The 23,784-nt window shown below is 54.3% G+C and carries 25 protein-coding genes and 1 riboswitch; of the genes, 4 read left to right on the forward strand and 21 right to left on the reverse strand.

Annotated features, from left to right (window positions below):
• Window positions 1-102: 102 nt before the first annotated feature.
• The 10 genes from D7M11_RS11525 to D7M11_RS11570 form a co-directional block, all read right to left on the reverse strand.
• The gene (locus D7M11_RS11525) at window positions 103-1,926 is read right to left on the reverse strand and encodes an ATP-binding protein (RefSeq protein ID WP_338042487.1); all 1,824 of its coding nucleotides are present in this window, start codon (window positions 1,924-1,926) and stop codon (window positions 103-105) included.
• A complete protein-coding gene (locus D7M11_RS11530) occupies window positions 1,927-2,646 on the reverse strand; it encodes a response regulator transcription factor (protein ID WP_120747364.1) in 720 nt (239 codons plus the stop codon).
• 123 nt (window positions 2,647-2,769) lie between these two features.
• Window positions 2,770-4,029: a cytochrome c biogenesis protein CcsA gene (ccsA, locus tag D7M11_RS11535; protein WP_120747365.1), complete on the reverse strand. Its 1,260-nt coding sequence runs from the start codon at window positions 4,027-4,029 to the stop codon at window positions 2,770-2,772.
• Window positions 4,026-5,705: a cytochrome c biogenesis protein ResB gene (gene resB / locus D7M11_RS11540; RefSeq protein WP_120747366.1), complete on the reverse strand. Its 1,680-nt coding sequence runs from the start codon at window positions 5,703-5,705 to the stop codon at window positions 4,026-4,028. The genes ccsA and resB overlap by 4 nt, the downstream gene beginning before the upstream one ends.
• Window positions 5,706-5,721: 16 nt before the next feature.
• Entirely contained in the window at window positions 5,722-6,246 is a 525-nt protein-coding gene (gene resA, locus D7M11_RS11545; RefSeq protein ID WP_120747367.1) for a thiol-disulfide oxidoreductase ResA, read from the reverse strand.
• A gap of 74 nt (window positions 6,247-6,320) precedes the next feature.
• Window positions 6,321-7,070 carry a pseudouridine synthase gene (locus D7M11_RS11550; RefSeq protein WP_120747368.1) on the reverse strand — a complete coding sequence of 250 codons (750 nt, stop codon included), beginning with the start codon at window positions 7,068-7,070 and terminating at the stop codon, window positions 6,321-6,323.
• A gap of 16 nt (window positions 7,071-7,086) precedes the next feature.
• The gene (locus D7M11_RS11555; protein WP_120747369.1) at window positions 7,087-7,428 is read right to left on the reverse strand and encodes a hypothetical protein; all 342 of its coding nucleotides are present in this window, start codon (window positions 7,426-7,428) and stop codon (window positions 7,087-7,089) included.
• 137 nt (window positions 7,429-7,565) lie between these two features.
• Window positions 7,566-8,108, reverse strand: a complete 543-nt coding sequence (locus tag D7M11_RS11560) for a spore maturation protein (protein ID WP_120747370.1) — start codon at window positions 8,106-8,108, stop codon at window positions 7,566-7,568.
• A gap of 6 nt (window positions 8,109-8,114) precedes the next feature.
• Complete coding sequence (locus tag D7M11_RS11565; RefSeq protein WP_120747371.1) at window positions 8,115-8,714, reverse strand: nucleoside recognition domain-containing protein; 600 nt, start codon at window positions 8,712-8,714, stop codon at window positions 8,115-8,117.
• Between the two features lie 24 nt (window positions 8,715-8,738).
• Window positions 8,739-9,917 carry a D-alanyl-D-alanine carboxypeptidase family protein gene (locus D7M11_RS11570; protein WP_120747372.1) on the reverse strand — a complete coding sequence of 393 codons (1,179 nt, stop codon included), beginning with the start codon at window positions 9,915-9,917 and terminating at the stop codon, window positions 8,739-8,741.
• Between the two features lie 390 nt (window positions 9,918-10,307).
• On the opposite strand from D7M11_RS11570, the gene murA reads away from it, so the two are divergent.
• Window positions 10,308-11,612 carry a UDP-N-acetylglucosamine 1-carboxyvinyltransferase gene (murA, locus tag D7M11_RS11575; RefSeq protein WP_120747373.1) on the forward strand — a complete coding sequence of 435 codons (1,305 nt, stop codon included), beginning with the start codon at window positions 10,308-10,310 and terminating at the stop codon, window positions 11,610-11,612.
• A gap of 131 nt (window positions 11,613-11,743) precedes the next feature.
• Here murA and D7M11_RS11580 read toward each other — a convergent pair whose 3' ends face one another.
• Window positions 11,744-12,475 carry a FadR/GntR family transcriptional regulator gene (locus tag D7M11_RS11580; protein WP_120747374.1) on the reverse strand — a complete coding sequence of 244 codons (732 nt, stop codon included), beginning with the start codon at window positions 12,473-12,475 and terminating at the stop codon, window positions 11,744-11,746.
• A gap of 134 nt (window positions 12,476-12,609) precedes the next feature.
• On the opposite strand from D7M11_RS11580, the gene D7M11_RS11585 reads away from it, so the two are divergent.
• The gene (locus D7M11_RS11585; RefSeq protein ID WP_120747375.1) at window positions 12,610-14,034 is read left to right on the forward strand and encodes an FAD-binding oxidoreductase; all 1,425 of its coding nucleotides are present in this window, start codon (window positions 12,610-12,612) and stop codon (window positions 14,032-14,034) included.
• Window positions 14,021-15,436: a (Fe-S)-binding protein gene (locus tag D7M11_RS11590; protein WP_120747376.1), complete on the forward strand. Its 1,416-nt coding sequence runs from the start codon at window positions 14,021-14,023 to the stop codon at window positions 15,434-15,436. The genes D7M11_RS11585 and D7M11_RS11590 overlap by 14 nt, the downstream gene beginning before the upstream one ends.
• Window positions 15,437-15,503: 67 nt before the next feature.
• On the opposite strand, the gene ytfJ is transcribed toward D7M11_RS11590, so the two are convergent.
• From ytfJ to D7M11_RS11640, 10 genes are all read right to left on the reverse strand, one after another.
• Window positions 15,504-16,010: a GerW family sporulation protein gene (ytfJ, locus tag D7M11_RS11595; RefSeq protein ID WP_120747377.1), complete on the reverse strand. Its 507-nt coding sequence runs from the start codon at window positions 16,008-16,010 to the stop codon at window positions 15,504-15,506.
• Between the two features lie 109 nt (window positions 16,011-16,119).
• Complete coding sequence (locus tag D7M11_RS11600) at window positions 16,120-16,413, reverse strand: hypothetical protein (RefSeq protein ID WP_193556171.1); 294 nt, start codon at window positions 16,411-16,413, stop codon at window positions 16,120-16,122.
• A gap of 206 nt (window positions 16,414-16,619) precedes the next feature.
• On the reverse strand, window positions 16,620-17,294 hold the full coding sequence (locus D7M11_RS11605) for a DUF2953 domain-containing protein (protein ID WP_120747378.1): 675 nt from the start codon (window positions 17,292-17,294) through the stop codon (window positions 16,620-16,622).
• 98 nt (window positions 17,295-17,392) lie between these two features.
• Window positions 17,393-17,992, reverse strand: coding sequence for an SMC-Scp complex subunit ScpB (gene scpB, locus D7M11_RS11610; protein WP_120747379.1), 600 nt, complete (start codon window positions 17,990-17,992; stop codon window positions 17,393-17,395).
• A complete protein-coding gene (locus D7M11_RS11615) occupies window positions 17,961-18,743 on the reverse strand; it encodes a segregation and condensation protein A (protein WP_120747380.1) in 783 nt (260 codons plus the stop codon). The genes scpB and D7M11_RS11615 overlap by 32 nt, the downstream gene beginning before the upstream one ends.
• 73 nt (window positions 18,744-18,816) lie before the next feature.
• Window positions 18,817-19,284, reverse strand: a complete 468-nt coding sequence (gene ribH / locus D7M11_RS11620) for a 6,7-dimethyl-8-ribityllumazine synthase (RefSeq protein ID WP_120747381.1) — start codon at window positions 19,282-19,284, stop codon at window positions 18,817-18,819.
• A gap of 36 nt (window positions 19,285-19,320) precedes the next feature.
• The gene (locus D7M11_RS11625) at window positions 19,321-20,541 is read right to left on the reverse strand and encodes a bifunctional 3,4-dihydroxy-2-butanone-4-phosphate synthase/GTP cyclohydrolase II (protein ID WP_240041061.1); all 1,221 of its coding nucleotides are present in this window, start codon (window positions 20,539-20,541) and stop codon (window positions 19,321-19,323) included.
• A 69-nt stretch (window positions 20,542-20,610) separates the two neighbouring features.
• Window positions 20,611-21,273: a riboflavin synthase gene (ribE, locus tag D7M11_RS11630; protein WP_120747383.1), complete on the reverse strand. Its 663-nt coding sequence runs from the start codon at window positions 21,271-21,273 to the stop codon at window positions 20,611-20,613.
• Window positions 21,255-22,388: a bifunctional diaminohydroxyphosphoribosylaminopyrimidine deaminase/5-amino-6-(5-phosphoribosylamino)uracil reductase RibD gene (gene ribD, locus D7M11_RS11635; RefSeq protein WP_193556172.1), complete on the reverse strand. Its 1,134-nt coding sequence runs from the start codon at window positions 22,386-22,388 to the stop codon at window positions 21,255-21,257. The genes ribE and ribD overlap by 19 nt, the downstream gene beginning before the upstream one ends.
• A 269-nt stretch (window positions 22,389-22,657) precedes the next feature.
• Window positions 22,658-22,833: riboswitch (FMN riboswitch) on the reverse strand.
• A gap of 195 nt (window positions 22,834-23,028) precedes the next feature.
• Window positions 23,029-23,280 (reverse strand): YolD-like family protein, encoded by a 252-nt coding sequence (locus D7M11_RS11640; RefSeq protein ID WP_120747384.1) that lies wholly within the window; start codon window positions 23,278-23,280, stop codon window positions 23,029-23,031.
• Window positions 23,281-23,447: 167 nt separating this feature from the next.
• Here D7M11_RS11640 and D7M11_RS38035 point away from each other — a divergent pair, with 167 nt between their 5' ends.
• Window positions 23,448-23,759, forward strand: a complete 312-nt coding sequence (locus D7M11_RS38035) for a cyclic-phosphate processing receiver domain-containing protein (RefSeq protein ID WP_120747385.1) — start codon at window positions 23,448-23,450, stop codon at window positions 23,757-23,759.
• Window positions 23,760-23,784: the final 25 nt, after the last annotated feature.

Below are 23,784 nucleotides of genomic sequence, written 5' to 3' on the forward strand. Positions count from 1 at the left end.
TTTCCGTCATGCGGCCGTCGAATCACCGGGAAGTAAGGAACTGAAGAAATCGAAACGGCGGTGAAGCTTAGCTTCGCCGCCGTTTTTTGGTACGTTCTTAACCTATACCGATCTCGCCCGATTCGGGAGCTGGATCGTGAAGGTGGTGCCTTGACCTAGCTCGCTCTGCGCCCCAATTGTCGCCTGATGCGCGTCGACAATATTTTTGACGATCGCAAGGCCGAGACCGGTGCCGCCGGAAGAACCTCTTGTTCTTGCCTTATCCGCTTTGTAAAATCGCTCGAAAATAAACGGCAGATCCTCCGGCGGAATTCCCCGGCCACCGTCCGCGATTTCGATGACGACCGTCTCGCCCTGCTGCTCCATTTGCGTGTTCACCCGGATTTCGACCCACGCCCCCTCCGGCGTATGCCGGATCGCATTGTCGAGCAGATTCGTCAGCACCTGTTCCAGCCGGTCCTCATCGGCATGGCGCATCGTGATGTCGATCGGATGCACGTTCAGCTTCAGGCTGATGCCGCGCTCCTTGCAAAGCGCGCCGAACTTGCGATGGACGCGCTGGAGAAGCGGCTCCAGCTCGAATTCGCGGAAGCTCATCTCCATATGTCCCGCTTCCATACGGGCCAGATCGAGCAAATCTTTGACGAGACGTCCCATACGAAGCGACTCGTCATGAATGACCTGAGCCAACTCGCGCCGTTCCTCGGGAGTCGCGGCAATATCGTCAAGCAGCGCTTCGCTATAGCCCTGCAGCATCGACAGCGGCGTACGCAGCTCGTGCGAGACGTTGGCGACGAAATCTTTGCGCAATTTATCGAGCCGATGCTCCTCCGTCACGTCCCGCAACACGGCGACCGTCCCGCGCAAACCTTCTATGGAATATAGCGGCGCCATAACAACCGAGTAAACGCTGCTGCGAACGCGAATCGTCGAAGCGATATCCCGATTGCTTTTGACGACGTCCTCGAACAGCGGCTGCAAAGGGTCCGGGGCGCGCATTTTGCCGGAATGATCTCCACTTGAATCTTCCCAGCCGATTTCATGCCATTCCTTGACCAGCTTCTCTCCTTGCGGATTCGTCAGCACGACACAGCCGTCCGCATCCAGCGTGATGACCGCGTCGGTCATGCTGCGCAGCACGCTCGACAGATGCTCCTTCTCCTGATTGAGCGCATTGATCGTATGATCGAGCCGTTCCGTCATCTGGTTGATCGCCACCGCGAGCTGCCCGATTTCATCCGACGACGTTACGGGAACACGGGTCTTGTATTCGCCGAGCGTAATGAAATCTGCCGCCTTTTTCATTTGCAGCAGCGGCTGCGTAATCCGGCTCGACAGGAAGAAAGCGAACAGTGTCGTTAACAAAAAGCCGATAATACCGGCGATAACAAACAAATTCTGAAAATACGCCTGCGTATAGTCGAGCGCGATCTGCGCCTGGTACAAAATAACGACGCCGATCGCCCTGCTTTTGTCTGCCTCGTATTGGGGAACCGCGACGGCCAAAAAGCGCCTGCCCGACTGCCCATCGAAATAGATCGAAGGTCGTGTGCTCCCTCCGAGCACCTGCCTGAGCTGATCCGGCTCAAACAAGCTCAGCGCATTCAGCTTCGGAATTTGCGTCACCTTCGAGGCCGGAATCATCTCGTCCAGCTTGTCGTTCAACACAATCATGGCCGCATCCTGCGCATCCAGCAGCTCCGCCACCGCATTCACATATAAAAATTCATCGCGATGCAGCGTCAGATCCGCAGACACCTTAGACGCCAGCTTTTGCAAGCTGCGTTCCTGGTCTTTGGAATTGGCAAAATTCGTATCGAGAAATTGCCCCATAAAGATGCCGTTGATCACAAGAACAACGGCAACCAGTCCGATAATCGTCATCCATAACTTGCCGACAACGCTTTTCCATGTCCACAGCTTCACTTATTTAGGCACCTCGAGTTTGTAGCCGACTCCCCATACGGTCGTAATCATCGCAGCGGCATCCGGCGAAACTTTGTTGAGCTTCTCGCGGAGCCGCTTCACATGCGTGTCGACCGTGCGCAAATCGCCGAAAAACTCGTAGTTCCATACGTCCTTCAGCAGGTCTTCGCGCGAAAAAACTTTATCCGGCGAGGTAGCCAAATAATGAAGCAGCTCGTATTCCTTCGGCGTCAGCGCCACCTCTTGTCCGCCAGCCGTCACCCGGTGGGCGTCGTGCTCGATGACGAGATGCGGGAATACGATATTGTTGCTCGCATGAATGGCATCCTTAGCCAAGTATGCGGTCGCGGACGAACGGCGCAAAATCGCCTTCACGCGGTAAATCACCTCGCGCGGACTGAACGGCTTGACGACATAATCGTCTGCGCCGACTTCAAAGCCTTGTACCCGATTCGCTTCCTCGCCCTTCGCCGTCAGCATAATAATCGGCGTCGCCTTCACTTGTCTCAGTCTGGCGCATACTTCCGTTCCGTCGATCCCCGGCAGCATCACGTCCAGCAAGATTAAGTCGTAATGGCCCTCGAGCCCTTTGGCGAGCGCCGTCTCTCCATCCTCGGCTTCGTCAATGACGAAGCCTTCTTTCTCCAGGTACATGCGAAGCAAACGGCGAATGCGCTCCTCGTCGTCCACAACGAGAATATTAGCTTTCAAATCCACCATATTCGCTCAACTCCTTCAGCAACTTGGAATCAGGATATCCTATTTCGATTACATCTTTTGAGGGGCTCCCCGCAAAGTAATTGGAATATGCTTCGAAGCCTGGGCTGCACTTTGCGGGGATATTTATACCCCCGCGTACGAGTGAAGCCCGGCAATAATCAGGTTGACGCCCACATTCGTAAACATGACGACAACGAAGCCGATAACGGCCATCCAGGCCGACTTGCGGCCCTGCCAGCCGCGGGACAAGCGGAAGTGCAAGTAAGCGGTATAGTACAGCCAAGTAATAAGCGCCCACGTTTCTTTCGGGTCCCAGCCCCAGAAGCGTCCCCACGCCTCGTGAGCCCATATCATCGCGAAGATGAGCGCGCCCAGCGTAAACAGCGGAAACCCGATTGCAATCGCGCGGTAGCTAATTTCATCCAAATCCTCCGCGTCCATGCCCGACATCGCCGGCTGGATCGCCGCACCGATCTGCTTGCGCAAGGCGAGACGAATGAGCACATACAGGATGGCGCCGGCGATCAGCGACCATATAAACGTATTCAGCTTGCGCCCTGCATTGATACCGTTCATCCAAGACGGAGCCGTCATCAGAGGCTCGTCCATGCCGAGGAACGGCTGCATCGATACGACCGTGCTGCTGAACGGCTGGACGATCGGCGGGAGCACGTAGTCTACGATGCTCGTTTCGACCGTTTCTTGACCGGTTTGACTGATCTTCGTAATTTCCTGCTTAAACTGCGCCTCATAACCGATTCCTTTAAAAATAAACACGGTGATGACGAACGCCAGCGTAGTGATGACGACAAAAATAACGACTTCCACGCCGCGCCGCTCTTTGATGTCCGCTTTGGACGTACCCTTGAAATTAACGACACGCAGCAGGTACATCAGACCGGCCGCAAAACCAACGGCGTAGAACGCTTCCGAGAAGGCGGCCATCGTGACGTGAATTTTGAGCCAGTAGCTTTGCAGCGCCGGGATCAGCGGCTGAATATCCGGCGGGAATACAAGCGCATAGGCGAGGATCAGTATGCATACCGGCATCGCGAACAGGCCAAGCACGGCAGTCCGGTATATGGCATACACAATAATGAAGGCAAGCGCGATCATCATCGACAAAAACGTTAAAAATTCGAACATATTGCTGACAGGAATATGCCCTGCCGCAATCCAGCGGGTAATGAAATACCCGAACTGGAAGAGAAGACCGAAAACGGTAAGCACCAGTCCCAGTCTGCCCCACCGCTTCACATGCTTCTCCGGGTCTCGCTCGCTCCATTTTTTCCCCGTCACCGCAATGCCGAAAATGATGAACGACAACGTATACAGGATAAAAGCGATCAATAGAAACGTTCCGCTAAGCGACTCTGTCGTCAAGATTTGTTCACCTCGTTAGCCAACTGTTTCGGAGTAACGGCGATGCCTGTTTTATTCAGCACAGCTGCCACTTCGTTTCTCAGTCCGTACCAGTTTTTATTCGTGTGCGCTCCAAGCGTCAGCTTATCTCCGTCGTCAAAGCGGAGCCAGATGCGCCGGTGCTGCCAGTATAACCCCATCACAACCCCGATAAGGAAAATCATGCCGCCGGTGAAAATGTACGGCAGCGCCGTATCGCGCCGGATGTTCAAATAACTCGTAAAGTTGGCGATTTCGACATCGTTCATCGAGTTCACGGAGATATCCCATACGCTGCTGAACGCTCCGTTAATCTGATCCTGACTATATTTCACCTTGTCGATCTCGCGCGGGAAGTACAAATAGGACTGCCCTTCCTTCGGCATATCCGGTCCCGTAATGAGGAAGACGAAAGCCGGTGCGTTCGGTTCGTTCGACACCGTAATCGGAACTCCCTTATCATTAATCGAGAAGTCGGGGAAATACTCCTTCAGCTCAAGCTTGTACGGACCGGCGGTGTAGGAGGACTCCGGATTTTTCATTCGGATCGTTAGCGGGCCGTACGACTGTCCGGTCGTTTTGTTTTTCAGCAGCGGCCTTACCGATAGCAGCTTCGGCGTTTGCGAGTAATCGAACTGATAGGCTAACAAGCCCTTGTACTTCAGCGGATGGTTGACGGTGATCGTCTGGCGGGTAACCTCCTTCAGCTGAGGCTGCTTGTCCGGGTTGTCGCAATCGGCGACGCATTCGTACAAAACGGCCTTCGTCTCATACAACTTTGCTACCGTTTGCCCCTTCTCGCGGAAGGCTTCCGTCATCTCATTCTCGTTGTAAAACTCAACATTAAACTGGTCGTTCTCGAGATAATACCGCGTGTCCGGAATTTTCGTCGGCTCCCCTTCGAGAAAGCCGATATACTGGTCCATCTGCCAGCCGGGAAGCGTTCGCAACAAAATCGTCAGCAAAACGATAATGAGGCCGATATGGTTGACGTACGGCCCCCATCGGCTGAAGCGGTGCTTCTCCGCGAGCAGCGCCGCGCCGTCCGTATGTACCCGATATCCTTTTTTGCGCAGCTTGGCGGCGGTATCCTGCACCCATGCTTCAGGCTCCGCTATGGTAGAGCCGGAGGAGGCCAGCGTGCCAGTGTACACGACATTTTGACGCATCAAGAAGCTCATATGCTTGCGGATCTGCTGCTTGCTAAGCGCACGATATAGCGGAAGTACCCGGTCCAGACTGCATATGACGAGCGAGGTCCCGATGCATACAAGCAGTCCGATAAACCACCACGAGCTGTATGTGTCGGACAAGCCGAGCTTGTAATACAGATCGCCGGTCCAGCCATACGTTTCCTTATAATACTTGGCCGGATCCACATTCAGAAACGTATTTTCCTGCGGATAAATCGATCCGAGCGTAGAGCCGACGAGCGTGGCCAAAATCAGATAAACCGCTACCTTCACGGATGAGAAAAAATTCCACAATCGATCGAGCACAGACGGGTTCGTTTTTTGCGATCGTCTGGCTACGCCGTCGTATCTCATCTCGAGCGGAGCTTCGCCCTTGTCGTCGAAAAGCGGTTTCCCGCATGACTCGCATAAGACGGTACCCACATGATTTTGGTGTCCGCACTCGCATTTCGTATTCGCAATCACGGAGTGTATCGCTCCTTTACTGTTTCAGCAGCGGCTGGATCGTCTGCTCGATATAAGCGTCGTCCATTTCCAGAACCGCAATTTTGACGATTTTCCCTTGCGGATCGATAAAAAACGTCGTCGGATAATAACGAACCGCATAGCGGTCCCGCATCCGCAGCTCCTTGTCGAACAACACGGGAAACGTAACGCCGGTTTGCTGAACAAAGCTTTGCACGGTCACCCTGCTTTCGTCGAGATTTAGTCCGAGCACAACAAGCCCTTTGTCCTTCCACTTCTCGTACTGGCGCTGAATGGCCGGCATCTCGCGAATGCACGGCTCGCACCAGGAGCCCCAGAAGTTGACGATGACCGGCTTCCCGCGGTAATCGGACAAAGATACTTTGCTGCCGTCCAGCCCCGTTAACGAAAAATCAGGAGCAGTGCTCCCTTCCCGCGGAATGTCTTCCTTGGCGAACAAGCTGCTCCCTATCGTATATCCCCCGATCAGCAAAACCGCAGTTAAAATGATGCCTTGAATCCACTTATTACGTCCGCGCATCTCGGATCACCTTCGCTTCCTTTCATCCATGCGGCTACACTCATTATAGCGAAATCGCATCAGAAAAAACCGCGTCATTCCGAAGTTTTTTGAACATTATGTGACTGCACCGCACTTTGCCGGAGCTCCTCGACTTCCTGGGCTGTGAGCTTCCGATGCTTCCCTCTTTGAAGCCCTGCGAGCAGCAGCGACCCGAACTGTACGCGCTTCAGTCGGATAACCGGATACTTAATCGCCTCGAACATGCGGCGCACTTGCCGGTTGCGTCCCTCGTGAATCGTAATCGAAATGATCGTTTCGTTTTTCTCCGGGTCGATGTCGAGATATTCCAGCTCCGCCGGCGCGGTCATGCCGTCCTCCAGCTTGACTCCCGCTCGGAGCTTGTCCAGCAAATCGCCGTGCGGCACGCCTTCGACGGTTGCATGATACGTCTTCGGCACATGATGCCTCGGATGCGTGAGCAGGTTGGCCAGCTCCCCGTCGTTCGTGAGCAGCAGCAGTCCTTCGCTGTCATAGTCGAGACGCCCGACCGGATAAATTCTTTCTTTAATATCCTTCAAATAATCGTTCACGACGCTGCGCCCTTCCGGATCGGTCGTGCTTGTAATGACGCCTTTCGGCTTGTTGAACAAAATGTACTGATTCCGCTGCTTGTTAATCAGGCGTCCGTCCACTTTTATACTGTCTACGGCCGGGTCGACCTTCACCCCCAGCGTCGTAACGGTTTCATCGTTCACCTGCACCCTGCCTGCCGATATATACTCCTCGCATTTGCGCCTGGAAGCTACTCCGGCCTGGGCCAACACTTTTTGCAATCGCTCCACTAATCGTCACCTCAACCTAATGATAACCATCCTTAGGCGAAATCACAAGTTCCGACCACGGAAAGTGCTTCCCCGGACAACAGTCCGTATGCGAGATCAAGTTTCCCGCCTCAAAGCCGAACGTTTCCGCAAGCCGGAGCACCAGCTTCCGGACGATGTAAAATTGCTCTTCCCTGTAGCCGGACGCCGTTTCCTCGGGACGTGAAAAGTCGCCCTCCACGCAGATATGAATCCGCTCCGGATCGGTAGATTCGGCGGACGGAACAATATCTCCGTTTCTTGTAATGTAAAAATCGTATCCTTTGCCGTTGATCTCGGAGCAATACGATTGATGGATCGTGATGCCGATCGGCCGCATAGTCGCTTCACCCGTTCTTCGATCTGGCTACTATTATATGTAGGCATGCGAAAAAAGTGCGCGCGCCAAAAAAGCCCCGACCAACGTTCAGGGCCATGTTGTATCCTTTATATGAACATCAACCTTGGCACAGCTGTTTACCCGGTCAAGCCGAACACGAGCAAGCAGATGGCAACCGATGCCGCAAAGCCGACCAGATCGGAAAACAGCCCTACCTTAAGCGCATAACGCCCTTGCCGGATGCCGACCGCCCCAAAGTAAACGGTAAGCACATACAACGTCGTATCCGTGCTTCCCTGAATGGTCGAGGCCATTCGCCCGATCAGCGAATCGGGGCCGTATTGGCCGATGAGATCGGCGGTATAGGCGAGCGAGCCGGACCCCGTTATCGGGCGAAGTATCGCGAGCGGCAGCACCTCGCTCGGCACCCCGGCATAAGCGAGCAGCGGCTTCAGCCAGCCGATCATCAGGTCCATCGCTCCCGAAGCGCGAAACACGCTGATCGCCACCATCATGCCGACCAGATGCGGAATGATTTTTACAGCCGTATCGAAGCCGTCTTTGGCGCCTTCGACAAAGGACTCGTAAACAGGCACCTTCCTCGACATTCCGTATAAAGGGATAAGGGCGATTAGTACTGGAATCGCCCAGGCGGATAAAATGGAGACGAGCGAGTACAACCGCGATCACCCTTTCGGCACTGTTTTGGCCAGCAGCCTTCTTCGGCAATACCGGTCGGCCGCAATGGCGGCAAGCGTAGCAACGGCGGTGGCGAGAAGCGTCGTGCCGACGATTTCCGCCGGATTCGCCGAATTGTAGTTCATCCGGATCGCAATAAGCGTAGTCGGAATAAGCGTAATGCTGGCCGTATTCAAGGCAAGCAGCGTACACATGGCCGGGCTAGCCGTGCTTTTGTCCGGATTCAGCGTCTGCAGCTCCTGCATCGCTTTGATACCCATCGGCGTCGCGGCATTGCCGAGCCCGAGCAGATTGGCGCTCATATTCGACATGATGTACCCGACGGCCGGATGATCCTTCGGAACGTCGGGAAACAGCAGGCGCACGAGGGGCCGCAAGCCTTTCGCCACTTTACGCAGCAGTCCGGAATCCTCGGCGATCCGCATCATGCCGAGCCAGAAGACGAGAATGCTGATGAGTCCGAAGCTGATCGTCACGCCGTTTTTGGCGCCGTCGAACACCGCCTTCGTAACCGCGTCAATATTGCCCTGGGCGGCGGCGACGGCAAATCCGCATACGATAAAGAACAGCCAGATCCAGTTTACGATAGCCCTCTCCCCCTTTCTCCCGGCTTATTCCTGCAAGATGAAAAGCCTGCGGACAACCTCCAGCAGCCGCAGCTGCCATAAGCGAAAGCCGGAAGCCTCGTACGTTTCGCTTTCCTGATAACCGAAAGCAGATTTCTCCTTGACCGCAAGCAGCGGGCTGTTCTCCGCATACAGCGGCACAGAGCCGATTCGGCTATTGCCGAGCAGGAACGTGAGCGTCCCCCGTTCTCCGAGCTGATAAGCCGAAGAAGATGGATCGAGCAGCTCAGCCTCCTTGCGAATCGTTCCCCGCTCTTCCTCAAGCAGCGGATAAACAAATGAACGCCCGATGGCAACCGGCATGTTCTCGATTTTGTCGCCCTTCTTCACAAGCTGTTCGGGCTTGTAATACTTGAAGCCATAATCGAGCAGCTTCGTATGATCGACCCAATCGTCCGGATCGTTCAGCGTTACGACGGCAAGCTGCTGCCCGTTCCGGGTCGCTGACGAGACAAGGCATCTTTTCGCCAGCTTCGTATAACCCGTTTTAACGCCGTCGGCCCCGTCATAAATGGAGAGCATTTTGTTTTTGTTGTTCCATCTATAATCCCAGCTCTCGTTCGGATTCGGCGCGCTTTTCGATTTCGTTTTGACAATGTCTCGAAAGACGGGATTGCGCATTGCATACGCGGTCAGCCGAGCCATATCGTTCGCGGTCGAATAGTGGCCTTCCTCGTCCAGTCCGCTCGGATTTTTGAATAACGAGTGCGACATGCCAATGTTCGCCGCCTTCTCGTTCATCAGATAGACGAACCCTTCGAGCGAGCCTCCAACATGCTCGGCGATCGCGGTGGCCGCATCGTTGCCGGAGCGCAGCATAAGTCCGTACAGCATATTTTCCAGGCTCATCTGTTCGCCGGCTCGCAAATAAATGGAGGACCCTTCCTTGCCGGCCGCCCTGCTGCTCACCTCGACCTGATCGGACAACGAGCCGTGCTCGATAGCGACGATGGCAGTCATAATTTTTGTCAAACTGGCGATTCGCATCGGCTTGTTGCCGTTTTTGCTTACGAGCAGCCTTCCGGAAGCGACGTCGATGAGCGCCGCTCCTTCCGCATTCGTCTGTATGCCCGGCGGCGCCGCATGGATAACATACGGCCACAGCAGCGCCCATACGAGCAGCACCGGAGTCAGCCGCAGCCTGTACCTCCCATACTTTTCCATCTTTCCTAGTTCACCCCGTTCGTGGCGAATACCGCCGATTGGTACAAGTATATGCGGACAAGATCGCGTTATGAACGGGAAATGGGACAACCGCAGGCGGTCAATCGCCCTGCATTCACACTAAGGCTCTACATACTATATACTGGAATACCCGCTAGACCGCATGCTTCATTTCGCTCGCTTCGTTTGATTACGGACATTATTCGGCGCCTCTGTGCGAATGGTATACCGATGAATGCGCTGTCGCCCGCGTTTTCACCGGGCCAAATAGAAGCGCGCGAACTTGGGGAGAAAAATTAATTCCTTCGGTTCCTTGTACTTATTGACTTTACGGCCCAAACATGAATAAATAGTAAAAGTGACGACTTTACCGGAAAGTGGGAAACTGCGTTGAATATCATTCGCCTCGAACGATCAGGGCCTCTGCACGGCTCGGTTAAAATACAAGGCTCCAAAAACAGTTCTTTATCCCTCATGGCTGCCTGCTGCTTATGCGAAGACCCGGTTACGCTGTCTGGCGTACCGGATATTTACGATATCCGGGTTATCGAAGAGATCGCTTCCGATATCGGAATGACCGCCCAGCGCCAGGAAAACGGCGATATGATACTGGACCCGAGATCGATCCACAGCGCCAACATCGACAAAGCGAAATCTTCCTCCTACCGCGCATCCTACTATTTTATCGGAGCGCTGCTGGCGAGGTTCGGCAAAGTGTCGATCGGGTTTCCCGGCGGCGACAACTTCGTGTCGAGGCCGATCGACCAGCATTTGAAAGGGCTCAAAGCGATGGGGGCGACGTTTACGTTCCATGAGGACTATTATGTCGTGGAAGCGAAAAAGCTGACCGGGGCCGACATTTACTTCGATACGATTACATCGGGCGCCACGATCAACTGTATGCTAGCCGCGGTGCTGGCGGAAGGCAGAACGGTTCTGCGGGGGGCGGCGAAAGATCCCGAGGTCGTCGACACGGCGATCATGCTGAACGAGTTCGGAGCGAACATTTCCGGTGCGGGCACCGATACGATTCGAATAACCGGAGTCAAGCATATTGAGGGGGGACATCATACCGTCATTCCCGACCGGCTTATCGCCGGCTCGTTCCTGATGTCCGCTGGCGTTGCCGGCGGCTCGGTAACCGTAACCGACGTGATTCCCGACCATCTCGGCTCATGCATCGCCAAGCTGACGGAAATCGGCCTGCATATCGAATACGGCGATCAGAGCATTACGGCAAGCTCCACTGGCAAACTGAAGGCGACGAGAGTCCGGACGGCCATGTATCCGGGCTTCGCTACCGATTTGCAGCAGCCGCTGACCGCCTTGCTCACCCAGGCGCGAGGAAGAAGCATTATTAATGAAAAAATATATCCGCATCGTTTCCAGCATGTCGCCCAGCTTCGGCGTATGGGGGCCGACATCGAAATGCGGGGAAGCGCGGCGTTCATCCGCGGCGGCGCACCCTTGAAAGGAAGCTGGGTGCACGCTTCCGATATTCGCGCTGGCACATGCCTTATTCTGGCGGGAATGGCGGCCGAAGGCATTACGACAATTACCGGCGTGGAGCATATTGAACGCGGTTATGAAGATGCGATTCGTGCGTTCCGCTCCATCGGAGCCACGATCCGGCTCGAGCAGGTCGATGCGGCGCAAGCGGAGGAAAAGCTTCGAATCAGCTCCATCCAGCAGTAAATTCCCACTTTAGAGCGAAAAGAAAAGACGGCGCCCGTTCGTACCCGAACGATAGCGCCGTTTTTGTTTCGGGGCTCCCCGCAAAGTATTTGAAAAAGCCTCGAAGCCTAGGCTCCACTTTGTGGGGTTATTTACGGATTACGCACGGACGTGTCAAAACCGGCAATAGCTTCACGCAGCACATTTTCAACCTTAAGCAGATGCGAGCTCATCGCTTCGAACGCCTTCCGCTCGTCCTGCTGCCGAATCGCGTCATAGATATCGGTATGCTCACGCAGCAGCCGCCTCGCTTCGGCGCGCTCGCCGTAGAACCAGAGCCTTCTCGACTCGCGCATGCTGTCGTGAAGCCGTTCCGACAGCGATTCCATCATCGGAATAAGCAAGGAATTATGCGTCGCAGCCGCCAGCTTCAGATGAAACCGGACGTCCGCCTCTTCCCCCTTCGCTTCGTCATGCAGCGAAGCTTCCATAAGCGCAAGCTCTTCCCCGATCGAGCGCAGATCGTCTTCGGTGCGATTGCGGGCGGCCATCGACGCGCAGCCCGTTTCGAGGATGATCCGCACCTCGAGAAGCTCGCGGATGGACTGTGCATTGGCGAACAAGGACTGGCTTTCCGCCGGTTCCTCCTTCGATTCCGCACTTACGTAGGTGCCTCCGCCCTGACGAATTTCGACGAGCCCGATCGCTTTGAGCGCGCTTAGCGCCTCGCGGATCGTCGACCGTCCGACGCCGAAACCGGCCGCCAGATCCACGACGGAAGACAGCTTCGTGCCGGGCGCAAACTCTCCCGACGATATTCTCGCTTTGAGCTGCTCCATGACAAGCTCGGAGCTTTTGGGCGGCTTGACCGGATTAAATGTCATCCTGACTCGGCTCTCCTCTTCCTATGTTCACTTGTACGGATTTATGGTGTACATACATTCTATAGTAAGCTATAATGAGTGAAAAGTCATCTGATGACCTGATTAATTTTGTTATTGATGAGGGGGACAACACCATGCTTGATCCGTCCATTCGCTCCAAACTGTTCGGCATTGTCGGCGAATCGTGGTTTAAAGACGATATGGAAGCTTTGGTCAGCTATTCTTACGACGCCACGCCGATGCAGCAGGCATTGCCGGACGGCGTCATTTTCCCGTCCACGACCGAGCAAGTATCGGACATTCTGAAGGTCGCGAACGAGCATCGGATTCCGATTATCGGACGCGGAGCGGGCAGTAATCTTTGCGGCGGCACGGTTCCGCTGGAAGGCGGGCTCGTCGTCGTGATGAACCGGATGAACAAGCTGATCGAGATCGATACCGATAACTTGACGGCGACGTTCCAAACCGGACTGAATACGAAGCAGTTCCATCTGGCCGTAGAAAATCTCGGGCTGTTTTATCCCCCCGATCCGAGCAGCATGGTCATTTCTACGCTCGGCGGCAACATTATGGAATGCGCCGGAGGCTTGCGCGGGCTCAAGTACGGCACGACCAAAGATTACGTGCTCGGACTCGAAGCCGTACTGCCTAATGGGGATATTATCCGCACAGGCGGCAAGTTGTACAAGGACGTAGCGGGCTACGATCTGACGAAGCTGCTGGTCGGCTCCGAAGGAACGCTCGCAATCGTGACCGAGGCAACCGTCAAGCTGATCCCCGCCCCCAAATACAAAAAAACGATGGTTGCCCATTACAAGGATCTCGGCGCCGCCGCCCGTTCCGTCTCTGCCATTGTCGGCAACCGGATCATTCCGGCAACGCTCGAATTTTTGGACAACGCTACGATTCGCGTCGTGGAGGGCTTCAATAAAATCGGACTGCCGATCGATATGGAAGCGATCCTGCTGATCGAGCAGGACGGTATGGACGAAGCCGTCGTTGAAAAGGATATCGTTGAAATCGTACGGATCTGCAAGGAGCAAGGCGCTGTCGAGGTGAGGATGGCCGCCGACGCGGCCGAGGCCGAGAAGCTGATGCTTGCCCGGCGGAGTGCGCTGTCCACATGCGCGCGCATTCGGCCGACGACGATTTTGGAGGATGCTACGGTTCCCCGTTCCAAGATTGCCGAAATGGTCGTGGCTATCAACGAAATCGCCAAAAAATATAAGGTGCAAATATGTACGTTCGGCCATGCCGGAGATGGTAACCTCCATCCTACCTGCACAACCGATGCGCGGGACGCCGACGAGATTCATCGCGTGGAGATGGCGTTCGAGGAAATTTTCGAGGCGGCGATCAGCCTCGGCGGCACGATTACCGGCGAGCACGGCGTAGGCGTCATGAAAGCTCCATACCTCGAATGGAAAATCGGTGCGGCCGGCATCGAATTGATGAAGGGGCTCAAAAAAGCGTTCGATCCGAACAATATTATGAACCCCGGCAAAATTTTCGCCAAACAAACGCGGAAAAGAGTGGTGATCGATCATGGCAGCCGTTAACGATACAACGCACACCGAACCGCATACACCGTGGGGATCGTCGCCGGAGAAAAAGCCACTTAATCCGCTTGCCCAGACGATGAAGCTTCAACTGAACTATGACGAGCTGACCAACTGTATGCGCTGCGGATTTTGTCAGGCGGCTTGTCCGACCTTCCTGGAAACGGGACTGGAGGCTGCCTCTCCACGCGGGCGAATAGCGCTCATGAAAGCGGTCGTCGACGGCGTGATGGAGCCGGATCAGAAGTTCCGCGAACAAATGGACCTTTGTCTCGGCTGCCGGGCTTGCGAGCCCGTATGTCCGGCCGATGTCAAATACGGTCATCTGCTCGAAGAAACGCGAGACTCGCTGGAGCAGCACGAAGAACATCGCTGGTTCATCAAGGCCGCACGCAAAGTCGCGTTCAAGGAAATGTTTCCAAAGCCGAAGCGGATGAAGCTGGTCGGCAAGCTGCTGCGCACGTACCAGAAGTCCGGCCTGCAAAAGATAGCCCGCGGAACGGGCATTATGAACCTGTTCCCGAAAAATATGCGGGATATGGAAAAAATATTGCCGGAAGCTTCCGGTCGCGGCATCGTCGAAACGCTCGGTACGAGAGTTGCTGCGAAAGGGAATAAAATCGGCACGGTCGGCATGTTCCGCGGCTGCCTCATGGACGTCATGTTTACGCAGACGAACCTGAAAACCGTACAGCTCCTTAGCGAAGCCGGCTTCGAGGTGTTAATTCCGGATACGCAGAACTGCTGCGGCGCGCTTCACGCCCATTCCGGCGAGATCGATGCGGCCAAATCGCTCGCCAGACAAAATGTCCGCGCCTTCCGCGAAGCGGGCGTCGATTACATCGCCTCCAATGCGGGCGGCTGCGGCGCGCTGCTCGTCGAATACGACCATCTGCTGCACGACGAGCCGGAGTATGCCGATGATGCCAAATGGTTCGCTTCCCGCGTTAAGGATGTCAGCCAGCTTTTGCTGGAAAAAGGCCGCCTGCCCGATTTCGCCCAACCGGCGAACAGAGCATCGGACGGACAGCCGTTTACGATCACGTATCAGGACTCCTGCCATTTGCGCAACGTCATGCGCTCGTCTAACGCTCCGCGCAACTTGATGAAGCGTGTAGCCAACGTCAAGTTTGTCGAGCTGCAGGGCGCAGACCGCTGCTGCGGCTCGGCGGGCATCTACAATATTGTGCAAACCGAGATGGCCAACCAAATCCTCGAGCACAAGATGGAGCATGTCAAGGAAACGAACGCCCACGTTCTCATTACGAGCAACCCGGGCTGCTTGCTGCAAATGAAGCTCGGCATCGAGCGCGAGCATATGTCGGATAAAATGGAAGCCGTTCATATCGTGGACTTTTTGTACGATCGCCTCGCAAACGAACCGTCTGCTCGCAAATCATAAGAGCACAAAAAACCAAACCCAAAAAGCGACCCGCAGAACGCAAACGTTCTGGCGAGTCGCTTTTCGTTTAGTCCATCATACTCGAACCTGCATACGTGTTTGACGACGTCATGTCCGCCATATTGCCGGTTACGGGCGTATTCCGGGTCGTACGGAACATGCTCTGAATTTTGTCGACCATTTGCGGCGCCTGATCGATAATCCGCTCGTACAGATGCGTCTGGTTGTCGAGCGGCACCACCTTGACCCCTTCCTTCCCGACAACGAGGAAGGCGATCGGAGTGATCGAGACGCCTCCGCCGCTGCCTCCGCCGAAAGGCAAAGCGCCACCCTGGGCGTTATGGGCATCGTGGGTGTCGTTTACGCGGTTGTGGCCCATTCCGGAATCCGAATCGGACTCCATCGAAAATTCGCTGCCGCCTGCGGCAAAGCCGAAGCCAACTTTGGAGATCGGCATAATGACGCTGCCGTCCGGCGTTTCCACCGGATCGCCGACGATCGTATTAACGTCGACCATTTCCTTAATATTTTCCATTGCGGTTTTCATCAAACCTTGAATGGGATGATCAGCCACATTGATTCCTCCTCTAAAGTAGCTCATTCGCTGAATCGAAATAAAGATTTCGCATACAGCCATAGCATTGCCCTTAGGGGGAGGAGTTATGTACTTGCCCCGTCGTCCATTATACGGAGAGGGATAAATTCGACAGCTCCGACATCATGCTGCCCAGCAAAAGGACAAATACGACGACATAGAGGACGATACCGATTGCCATCCAGATGAGAGTGGCCTTGGCGTAGTTAGCCTTGCTTGGATTGGTGCTGCCGCCGAAAGCCCAAATACACAACAAAATGATGTTGACGACCGGGATGATCATCAGCAAAATGGTAATCATCCAGTCCTTCAAAGTAACAACCTGCGAAGTCTGGGTATTTGCAGCAAAGGTATGCTGCGTTTGGTTCAATTGTGGTTCCATGAAAACGCTCCCTTTTTATGCGAATGAAAAACAGGCGGGACTTTCACGTTATAAACGCAATAGCCCGATGACCAAAAGTCCCGCCTGCGCATGATATTTCAAATAATAGTCGATTTTTGGAAAATAATCAAGAAGGAATTCATAAAAATAACCACCGCAGTCAGCCCATGTAAACTATTTTTCGGCTTACCGAATTTCTGACGCCGTTAAGAAGGACGGAACAACAACTTTTGCCAAAAGCGGAAGCCGCCCTTCACTTTCAAAATACGGTGTATCAGCACGATGCCCGCATACAAGGCGTACACCGTCTTGATCTTGAAAAGGACGTTCGCCTCCGTTACGAACTTGAGAGAATTGAAATGAGGCTGTACGCTTAACTGAGGCATCGTTTCCGGGCGAACATGACGGAACAAATAGCTGACGACTGACGTTTTGACGCCCCATACGATCCCGGTCGTAACCGCCGTATCCGCCGCATCTCCGAGCCCGATATGCGTCGTCCAGCGCAGATCCTTGCAGACGACGCGCGCCAGCACCTTCCTCATCCACTCGGTGAGCTGGACGGTATGCGCGAGCAGCTCCTTGGCCATGTGGAAATACTCCTCGATCTTCTCTCGCGTAATCGTCACTTTCTGATCGTTCATCGTTCGTTTTGAGTTGCTGTTCACCGTTTTTGTTTTTACATGCAGTCCGTTTTCGTTCCAGATCAGCTTGGGCACGGAATAACGAAACCGGATCAGGCCGTAACAGCCTTTCACATCGATCGTAATCTCGTCGTTCCACGCCTGCCGGGACACCCGCAGCCTGACCGCAATGCTGCTGCAAACAAACAAGAGCATTCCCGTAAGGAGAATGCCCGCGATTAACCATGCCCATATCATGCGCCTGATCCTCCGGTCATCCCTAAACTTGAGACCCTATAACCAGTCTGTATCCAAGCTTAGTATGACCTTCGGGACAAGACCTATGCGTTCTAGCTTCATTCCGCGTCGTCGATCGTCAGCTGATGGCCTTCGAGCTTCTCGAACAGCATTCGCGTTTCTTCCTCAAGATCGTCGGGGTTTTGCAAAAATGCCGCCTCCGGAAGCTCGTGCAGGCCGGCAAGCCCGAAATAATCGAGAAACGACTTCGTCGTACCGTACAAAATCGGCCTGCCGATTTGCTCCGCCCGCCCCACTTCCAAAATCAAGTTTTTGGCGGTTAGCGTCTGCAAAGCCCGATCCGCCTTGACGCCGCGAATTTGCTCGATATCGACTCGCGTAATCGGCTGCTTGTATGCGATGATGGCGAGCGTCTCCAGCGCCGCCTGCGACAGACTGGACCGTGTCGGCGACTGGGCCAGACGCTCGAAATAGGGTGCGTGTGCGGGCAGCGTCGTCAGTTGAAACGCGCCGGCGATCTCCATAATCTGGATGCCGCGTTCCTCCTGCTTGTACGCCTCCGTCATCTGCTTCAGCAGGCCGGTAACTTCGTGGGTTTGCATCTCGAGCACATCCGCGATTTGCTTCGCATCAAGCCCTTCGTCGCCGGCTGCAAACAGCAATCCCTCAATCACCGATTGGATCTGACGGTAATTCACCCTGAACCCCCCCTTCTTTCCGCTGAATGACGATGTCGTCGAACAGCCGCTGCTGGTAGCAGGCGATGTGCTTCGTCTTCATCAGCTCAAGCAGCGCCATAAACGTCACTACAATTTCTTCGCGGGACATCTCGTAATCGAACAGCTTGGAGAACAGCAACCTGCCTCCCCGCTCGGATAACAGCGTCAGCACTTCGCCCATGCGCTCCTTGACCGAAATTTCGTCGCGGCGAATTTTGGCGACCGTATTGCGGCTCATCGCCTTGCGCAGCGCCCGCTGGAACGCAATGACCAGATCGGAGACGTCAAGCCCTTCTACCGGATTCACCTCGACCTCGCGCACATAAGGTGTCAAGTCTTCGGGTTCCCGCGTAAAGATGAGACTGCGCGCCAATTCCTTGTCCCGCAGTTCCTCCGCAGCCGCCTTGTACTTCCGGTATTCGAGCAGCTTCTGAACGAGCTCGGCGCGGGGGTCGAAATTTTCGTCTTCATAGAACATGTCATCCAGTTCAACCGGAGGCGGCTTCGGCAGGAGCAGCTGGCTTTTGATGGCGAGCAAGGTGGCCGCCATGACCAAAAACTCGCTCGTCACTTCCAGCTCCAGCTCCTGCATGGCGGCCAGTACTTCCATGTATTGCTCGGTGATTTCACTGATCGGGATGTTGTATATGTCGATTTCTGCCTTGTCGATCAAATGAAGCAGCAGATCGAGAGGACCTTCGAACGTTTCCAATTTGTAATGCGGCTTCAATCCGGTCCACCTCTACACTAGCGATTCCAAATTTACAGATGTGCCCTTTCGTTTGGTACGTCAGTCTCCAGCGTCAGCCTTTGAGCTGCTGCGTCAAATTTGCCATTTCGATCGCAGTGGTCGCCGCTTCCCAGCCCTTATTACCCGCTTTCGTTCCGGCCCGCTCGATCGCTTGCTCGATCGAATCCGTCGTCAGGACGCCGAAGACGGTCGGCACGCCAGTTTTCAGCCCAATTGCGGCAACGCCCTTGGCCGCTTCGTTGCATACGTAGTCAAAATGCGGCGTCGAGCCCCGGATAACCGCTCCGAGCGTAACGACGGCGTCATATTTGCCGCTCTCCGCCATTTTCTGCGCGATGAGGGGGATTTCAAACGCTCCCGGTACCCAGGCGATATCGATCTCTTCCTCTTTCGCTCCGTGGCGCTTGAAAGCATCGAGCGCGCCGCCCAGCAGCTTGGACGTAATGAACTCGTTAAACCGGCCGACTACGATCCCGTATCTATATCCTGCGGAAATTAAATTACCTTCGAAATGTGCCATTATGATATGCTCCTTCGTTGTTTTCTATAGTTGTGTTTATGCGTTTTCGCCGGCTTCGCTGCCGCGATCCATATTCAGCATATGCCCAAGCTTAACCTGCTTCGTGCGCAAATAGGTGCGGTTATCGTCATTCGCTTCCATCTGGATCGGCACTCGTTCCACTATTTGCATGCCGTATCCTTCAAGGCCGCGGATTTTGCGCGGATTGTTCGTTAACAGCCGGATTTTGCGGACGCCGAGATCTTTCAATATTTGCGCGCCGATGCCGTAATCGCGCAGGTCGGGGGCGAATCCTAATTTAATATTCGCGTCCACCGTGTCAAATCCCTGCTCCTGCAGCACATAAGCTTTCAATTTGTTGATCAGCCCGATGCCCCGGCCTTCCTGACGCAAATAAACGAGCACGCCGCTGCCTTCCTGTTCGATCTGCTCGAGCGCAGCCGCGAGCTGCGGACCGCAGTCGCACCGGTGGGAATGAAAGACGTCGCCGGTCAAGCATTCCGAGTGCATACGGACGAGAATCGGCTGATTCGGGTCGATCGTTCCTTTGACGAGCGCCACATGCTCCTGGGCGTTCACTTCGTTCGTATAGGCAATCGCCTTGAACATCCCGAAGTCGGTAGGAAGCTTAATCTCCACCTCGCGTTTCACGAGCTTTTCTTTTTCATTGCGGTAGTGGATCAGATCTTTGATCGTAATCATCTTGATGTTGAGCTTCCCGGCAATCTCCATCAGATCCGGGACGCGGGCCATCGTGCCATCCTCCTTGATAACCTCGCATATGACCGCTGCCGGATAGGAGCCGCACATGGTAGCCAGATCGACGGCCGCTTCCGTATGACCGGCCCGCCGCAGCACGCCGCCCTTTTTGGCGATTAGCGGAAAAATATGCCCCGGACGCCGCAAATCGTGCGGCTTCGTCGCCCCGTCGATCAGCGCTTGGATCGTCCGGGCTCGCTCATGGGCGGATATGCCGGTGGACGTTTCGCTATAATCGACCGATACGGTAAATGCCGTGCCGTGGTAGTCCGTATTTTTCTGCACCATCGGCGGCAGATCGAGCTCCTGCGCCCGCTCCTCGGTAATCGGCACGCAGACGAGTCCGCGGCCTTCCTTGATCATGAAATTAATCACTTCGGGCGTCGCCTTCTCGGCCAAGGCGATAAAGTCCCCTTCGTTCTCGCGGTCTTCGTCATCTACGACAATGATCACTTTGCCCAGCATCAGATCGTAGATCGCTTCTTCGATCGTGTTCATTTGGACGGGTTGTTGCATGGTACCTCACCTCTCCGTTTCCGTCTGTCTATAGTCTGATGAATCTAAAAGTCAAACGAAGCCGTTATTTGCCAAAAACTCCATCGTCAAGCCGCCTCCGGCCCGCCCGCTTTCCCCTTCGCCTCGAAAGTTCAGAAGCCGGTCGATATACTTGCCGAGCAAGTCGTATTCGATATTAACTGAATCGCCAGGATGTTTATGCTGAAGAATCGTTTGCGCGAGCGTATGCGGAATAATCGAAACCGTAAAAGAGCGCTCGCTTGCGCTCACGACTGTGAGACTGATGCCGTCTATCGTAATGGAGCCGTGAGGCAGGACATACTTCATCTCCGACGGATCAAGCGGCTCGACGCAAAAGACGACTGCATTTTCATCCGGCTGACGCGACACGATCCGTCCCGGCGTATCGACATGCCCTTGCACGATATGACCGCCGAAGCGACCGTTTGCCTGCATCGCCCGCTCCAGATTAACCGGTGCGCCCGGCTTCAGATCCTTCAGTGTCGTCTTACGGAATGTTTCAGGCATGACGTCAACCGTAAATGCCGTTTCGTCGAACTGCACGACGGTTAAACAAACGCCGCATACCGAGATGCTGTCGCCGAGATGAACGTCCTCCAGCACCTTGTTCGCCTCGACGGTTAAAATCATCGCCTGCCCCTGCTTGCCGACACGGCGGATACGGCCGATCTCTTCTATGATTCCGGTGAACACGTTTCCTCTTCTCCCCTTTCCAAACGCGGATAACCCGTCAAGCAGCAATCATCCCCGAAACGCTCCATCGTCATCCGCTCCAGCACGATCGCATCGGCCATTCGTTCAAAGCCTTCAAACATGAAGGCGCCGGGGCTATTCGCTCCTCCGACGATTTTGGGAGCGAGGAACAGCATGATTTTGTCGACCAGCCCTGCCTCCAGCATCGCGCCGTTCAGCCTGCCGCCGCCTTCCAGCAAAATCGAGCCGATCTCGCGTTGAGCCAAAATCGATAGCGCCTTACGCAAGTCGACGCGGGGACCGTCGCCGCACTTAATCACCTCGACGCCAAGCGCATTAAGCCGCAGGATTTGCTCGATAGACGCTTGGTTCGTCGACAGGACGATCGTTTTGGTCGTGCGGTCTTTGACGACCTGCGCTTCGAGCGGAATACGCAGCTTCGAATCGACGACAAGCCTTACAGGCTGAAGAGAGGTTACTTCCAAACGCGCGGTAAGAAGCGGATCGTCCGCGATAACCGTCTCTACCCCGACCATGATGCCTTGATGACGGTGACGCAGCATATGCACGCGGGAGCGGGACAACTCGCCGCTGATCCATTTGCTGTCGCCCGTTCTGGAGGCGATTTTGCCGTCGAGCGTCGTTGCCGACTTCAGCGTGACGAAGGGCAGCTTGGTCGCAATAAATTTGTTGTACATTTCATTCAGCGCCCGCGCTTCGTCCTCAAGCACGCCGACATCGACCTGGATGCCGTGGCTGCGCAGCTTCTCGATGCCGCTGCCGGCCACCTTCGGGTTCGGGTCCGTGCAAGCGACGACGACGCGTTTAACCTTTTCCGCAACGAGCCTATCCGCGCAGGGCGGCGTCCGCCCGTAGTGGCTGCAGGGCTCGAGCGTGACATAGGCGGTCGCTCCTTCCGCTTCCTTGCCCGCCATTTGCAGCGCATGCACTTCGGCATGATGGCTGCCTCTTTGCAGATGCGTGCCGATGCCGACGATGCGCCCGTCCTTTACCAAGACGCATCCGACGACCGGATTGATTCCGGTTTGTCCGAGCGATTTCTCTGCGAGCTGGAGCGCGAAGCGCATGTAGTACTCGTCACTAAGCAATTCCAACCGTTCTCACCGCCTGTCGCTTATTTAAGGCCAACCTGCCGACAAAAAATACAAAAACCCCTTTACCGGTCGTAAAGGGGCGGGATAGCGGAACAGCGGCTGTACCTACAAGCCGATGCATCCGTCTGCATGCGCAAACAGACGTCGCCAACCGGGCCGAATCGAGCCCGCTGCATACGTGTCTGACACATGGACATGCAAACTAGAGCCGGCAAGCATGTGAAAAAATACACATACTAAACACAGCAAATGATGCAAAGCCGTCAGCGCGACTCCTTCTCCCATCCAGACTATACTGTCGGTCCCGGATTTGCACCAGGTCCACCGGCCGGGCTATTTGCTCGGCACGGGTCACGGACTAATTCGGCGCGGCAACGGCAATTCGCCGCCGCTACTCACCGAAATCACCGCCGGTTGGGAATCTCACCCTGCCCCGAAGGATCGCAGCTTTATTCAATTGTTGACGAGGGTTTCATCTCGTTCCGCCATGCCTTAGTGCGAACTGTCGGCACAGTCGGAAAATTCAGGACGACACCTGACGTTGTATTGAATAGTACCATATGCAAATTAAAAAAAGCAACATTCCGCTTTGAAAAATTTGCTTGTATGCAAGAATTACTAGTAAGATGAACGATTGAATCTAGTCTCTTGGATAATCCAATTGCATAATATCCATGAATGGAACCTTTACGAGCTCACTTGGTTTTTGAACATGCACTTTTCCTGTTCGAGAATCCAAATGTACAATCTGCCCCCTTAACTGCTGCTCCCAACCCCAAACCGTCAATAACACTTCTGACTTCTCATGATAAGCCTCTGTAATTTGATTCCCTAGTTCCTCTAATACAAACTCATCGCGTGTCGGTCGCTTTGGTACTTTTGCTTTAGCCATGTTTACTCCCCCCTAATTGTTCTATTTCTATTAATATCTTACCTGATTTCTACTGATCTGTACTTTTATATTTCTATGAGTAAACATTCATATATGGCCCAAGCAATGGGTAGGATTACTTCATACAATAACAGAATATTGTACTTTCCCTTGTAGGTGATAATGAAATGATTAATGTATATTTGGACGATCTTCGGCCTTGTCCAAAAGGATATAAGTATGTGCAAACAGCTGATGAATGTATAAAGCTTATCTCAAAAAATAGCGTCAACGTACTTTCCTTAGATCACGATCTTGGCTTTGGCAAGCCTTCCGGTTACGAAGTGGTCAAATACATGGTACAGAACAGAACATATCCCAAAAAGATTGTGATTCACTCAGCTAACCCATTCGGAAGGTTTAGAATGCTCAGACTCTTGATCAAACATAAACCAAGAAAAGTTATCCTATTGGTTAGACCTGAGCCGTTATATATTTAGCTTAACGTTGGTTTAGTTTGCCAGC

Origin of the sequence: Paenibacillus ginsengarvi (assembly GCF_003626695.1) — a bacterium.
Classification (GTDB): domain Bacteria; phylum Bacillota; class Bacilli; order Paenibacillales; family NBRC-103111; genus Paenibacillus_AB; species Paenibacillus_AB ginsengarvi.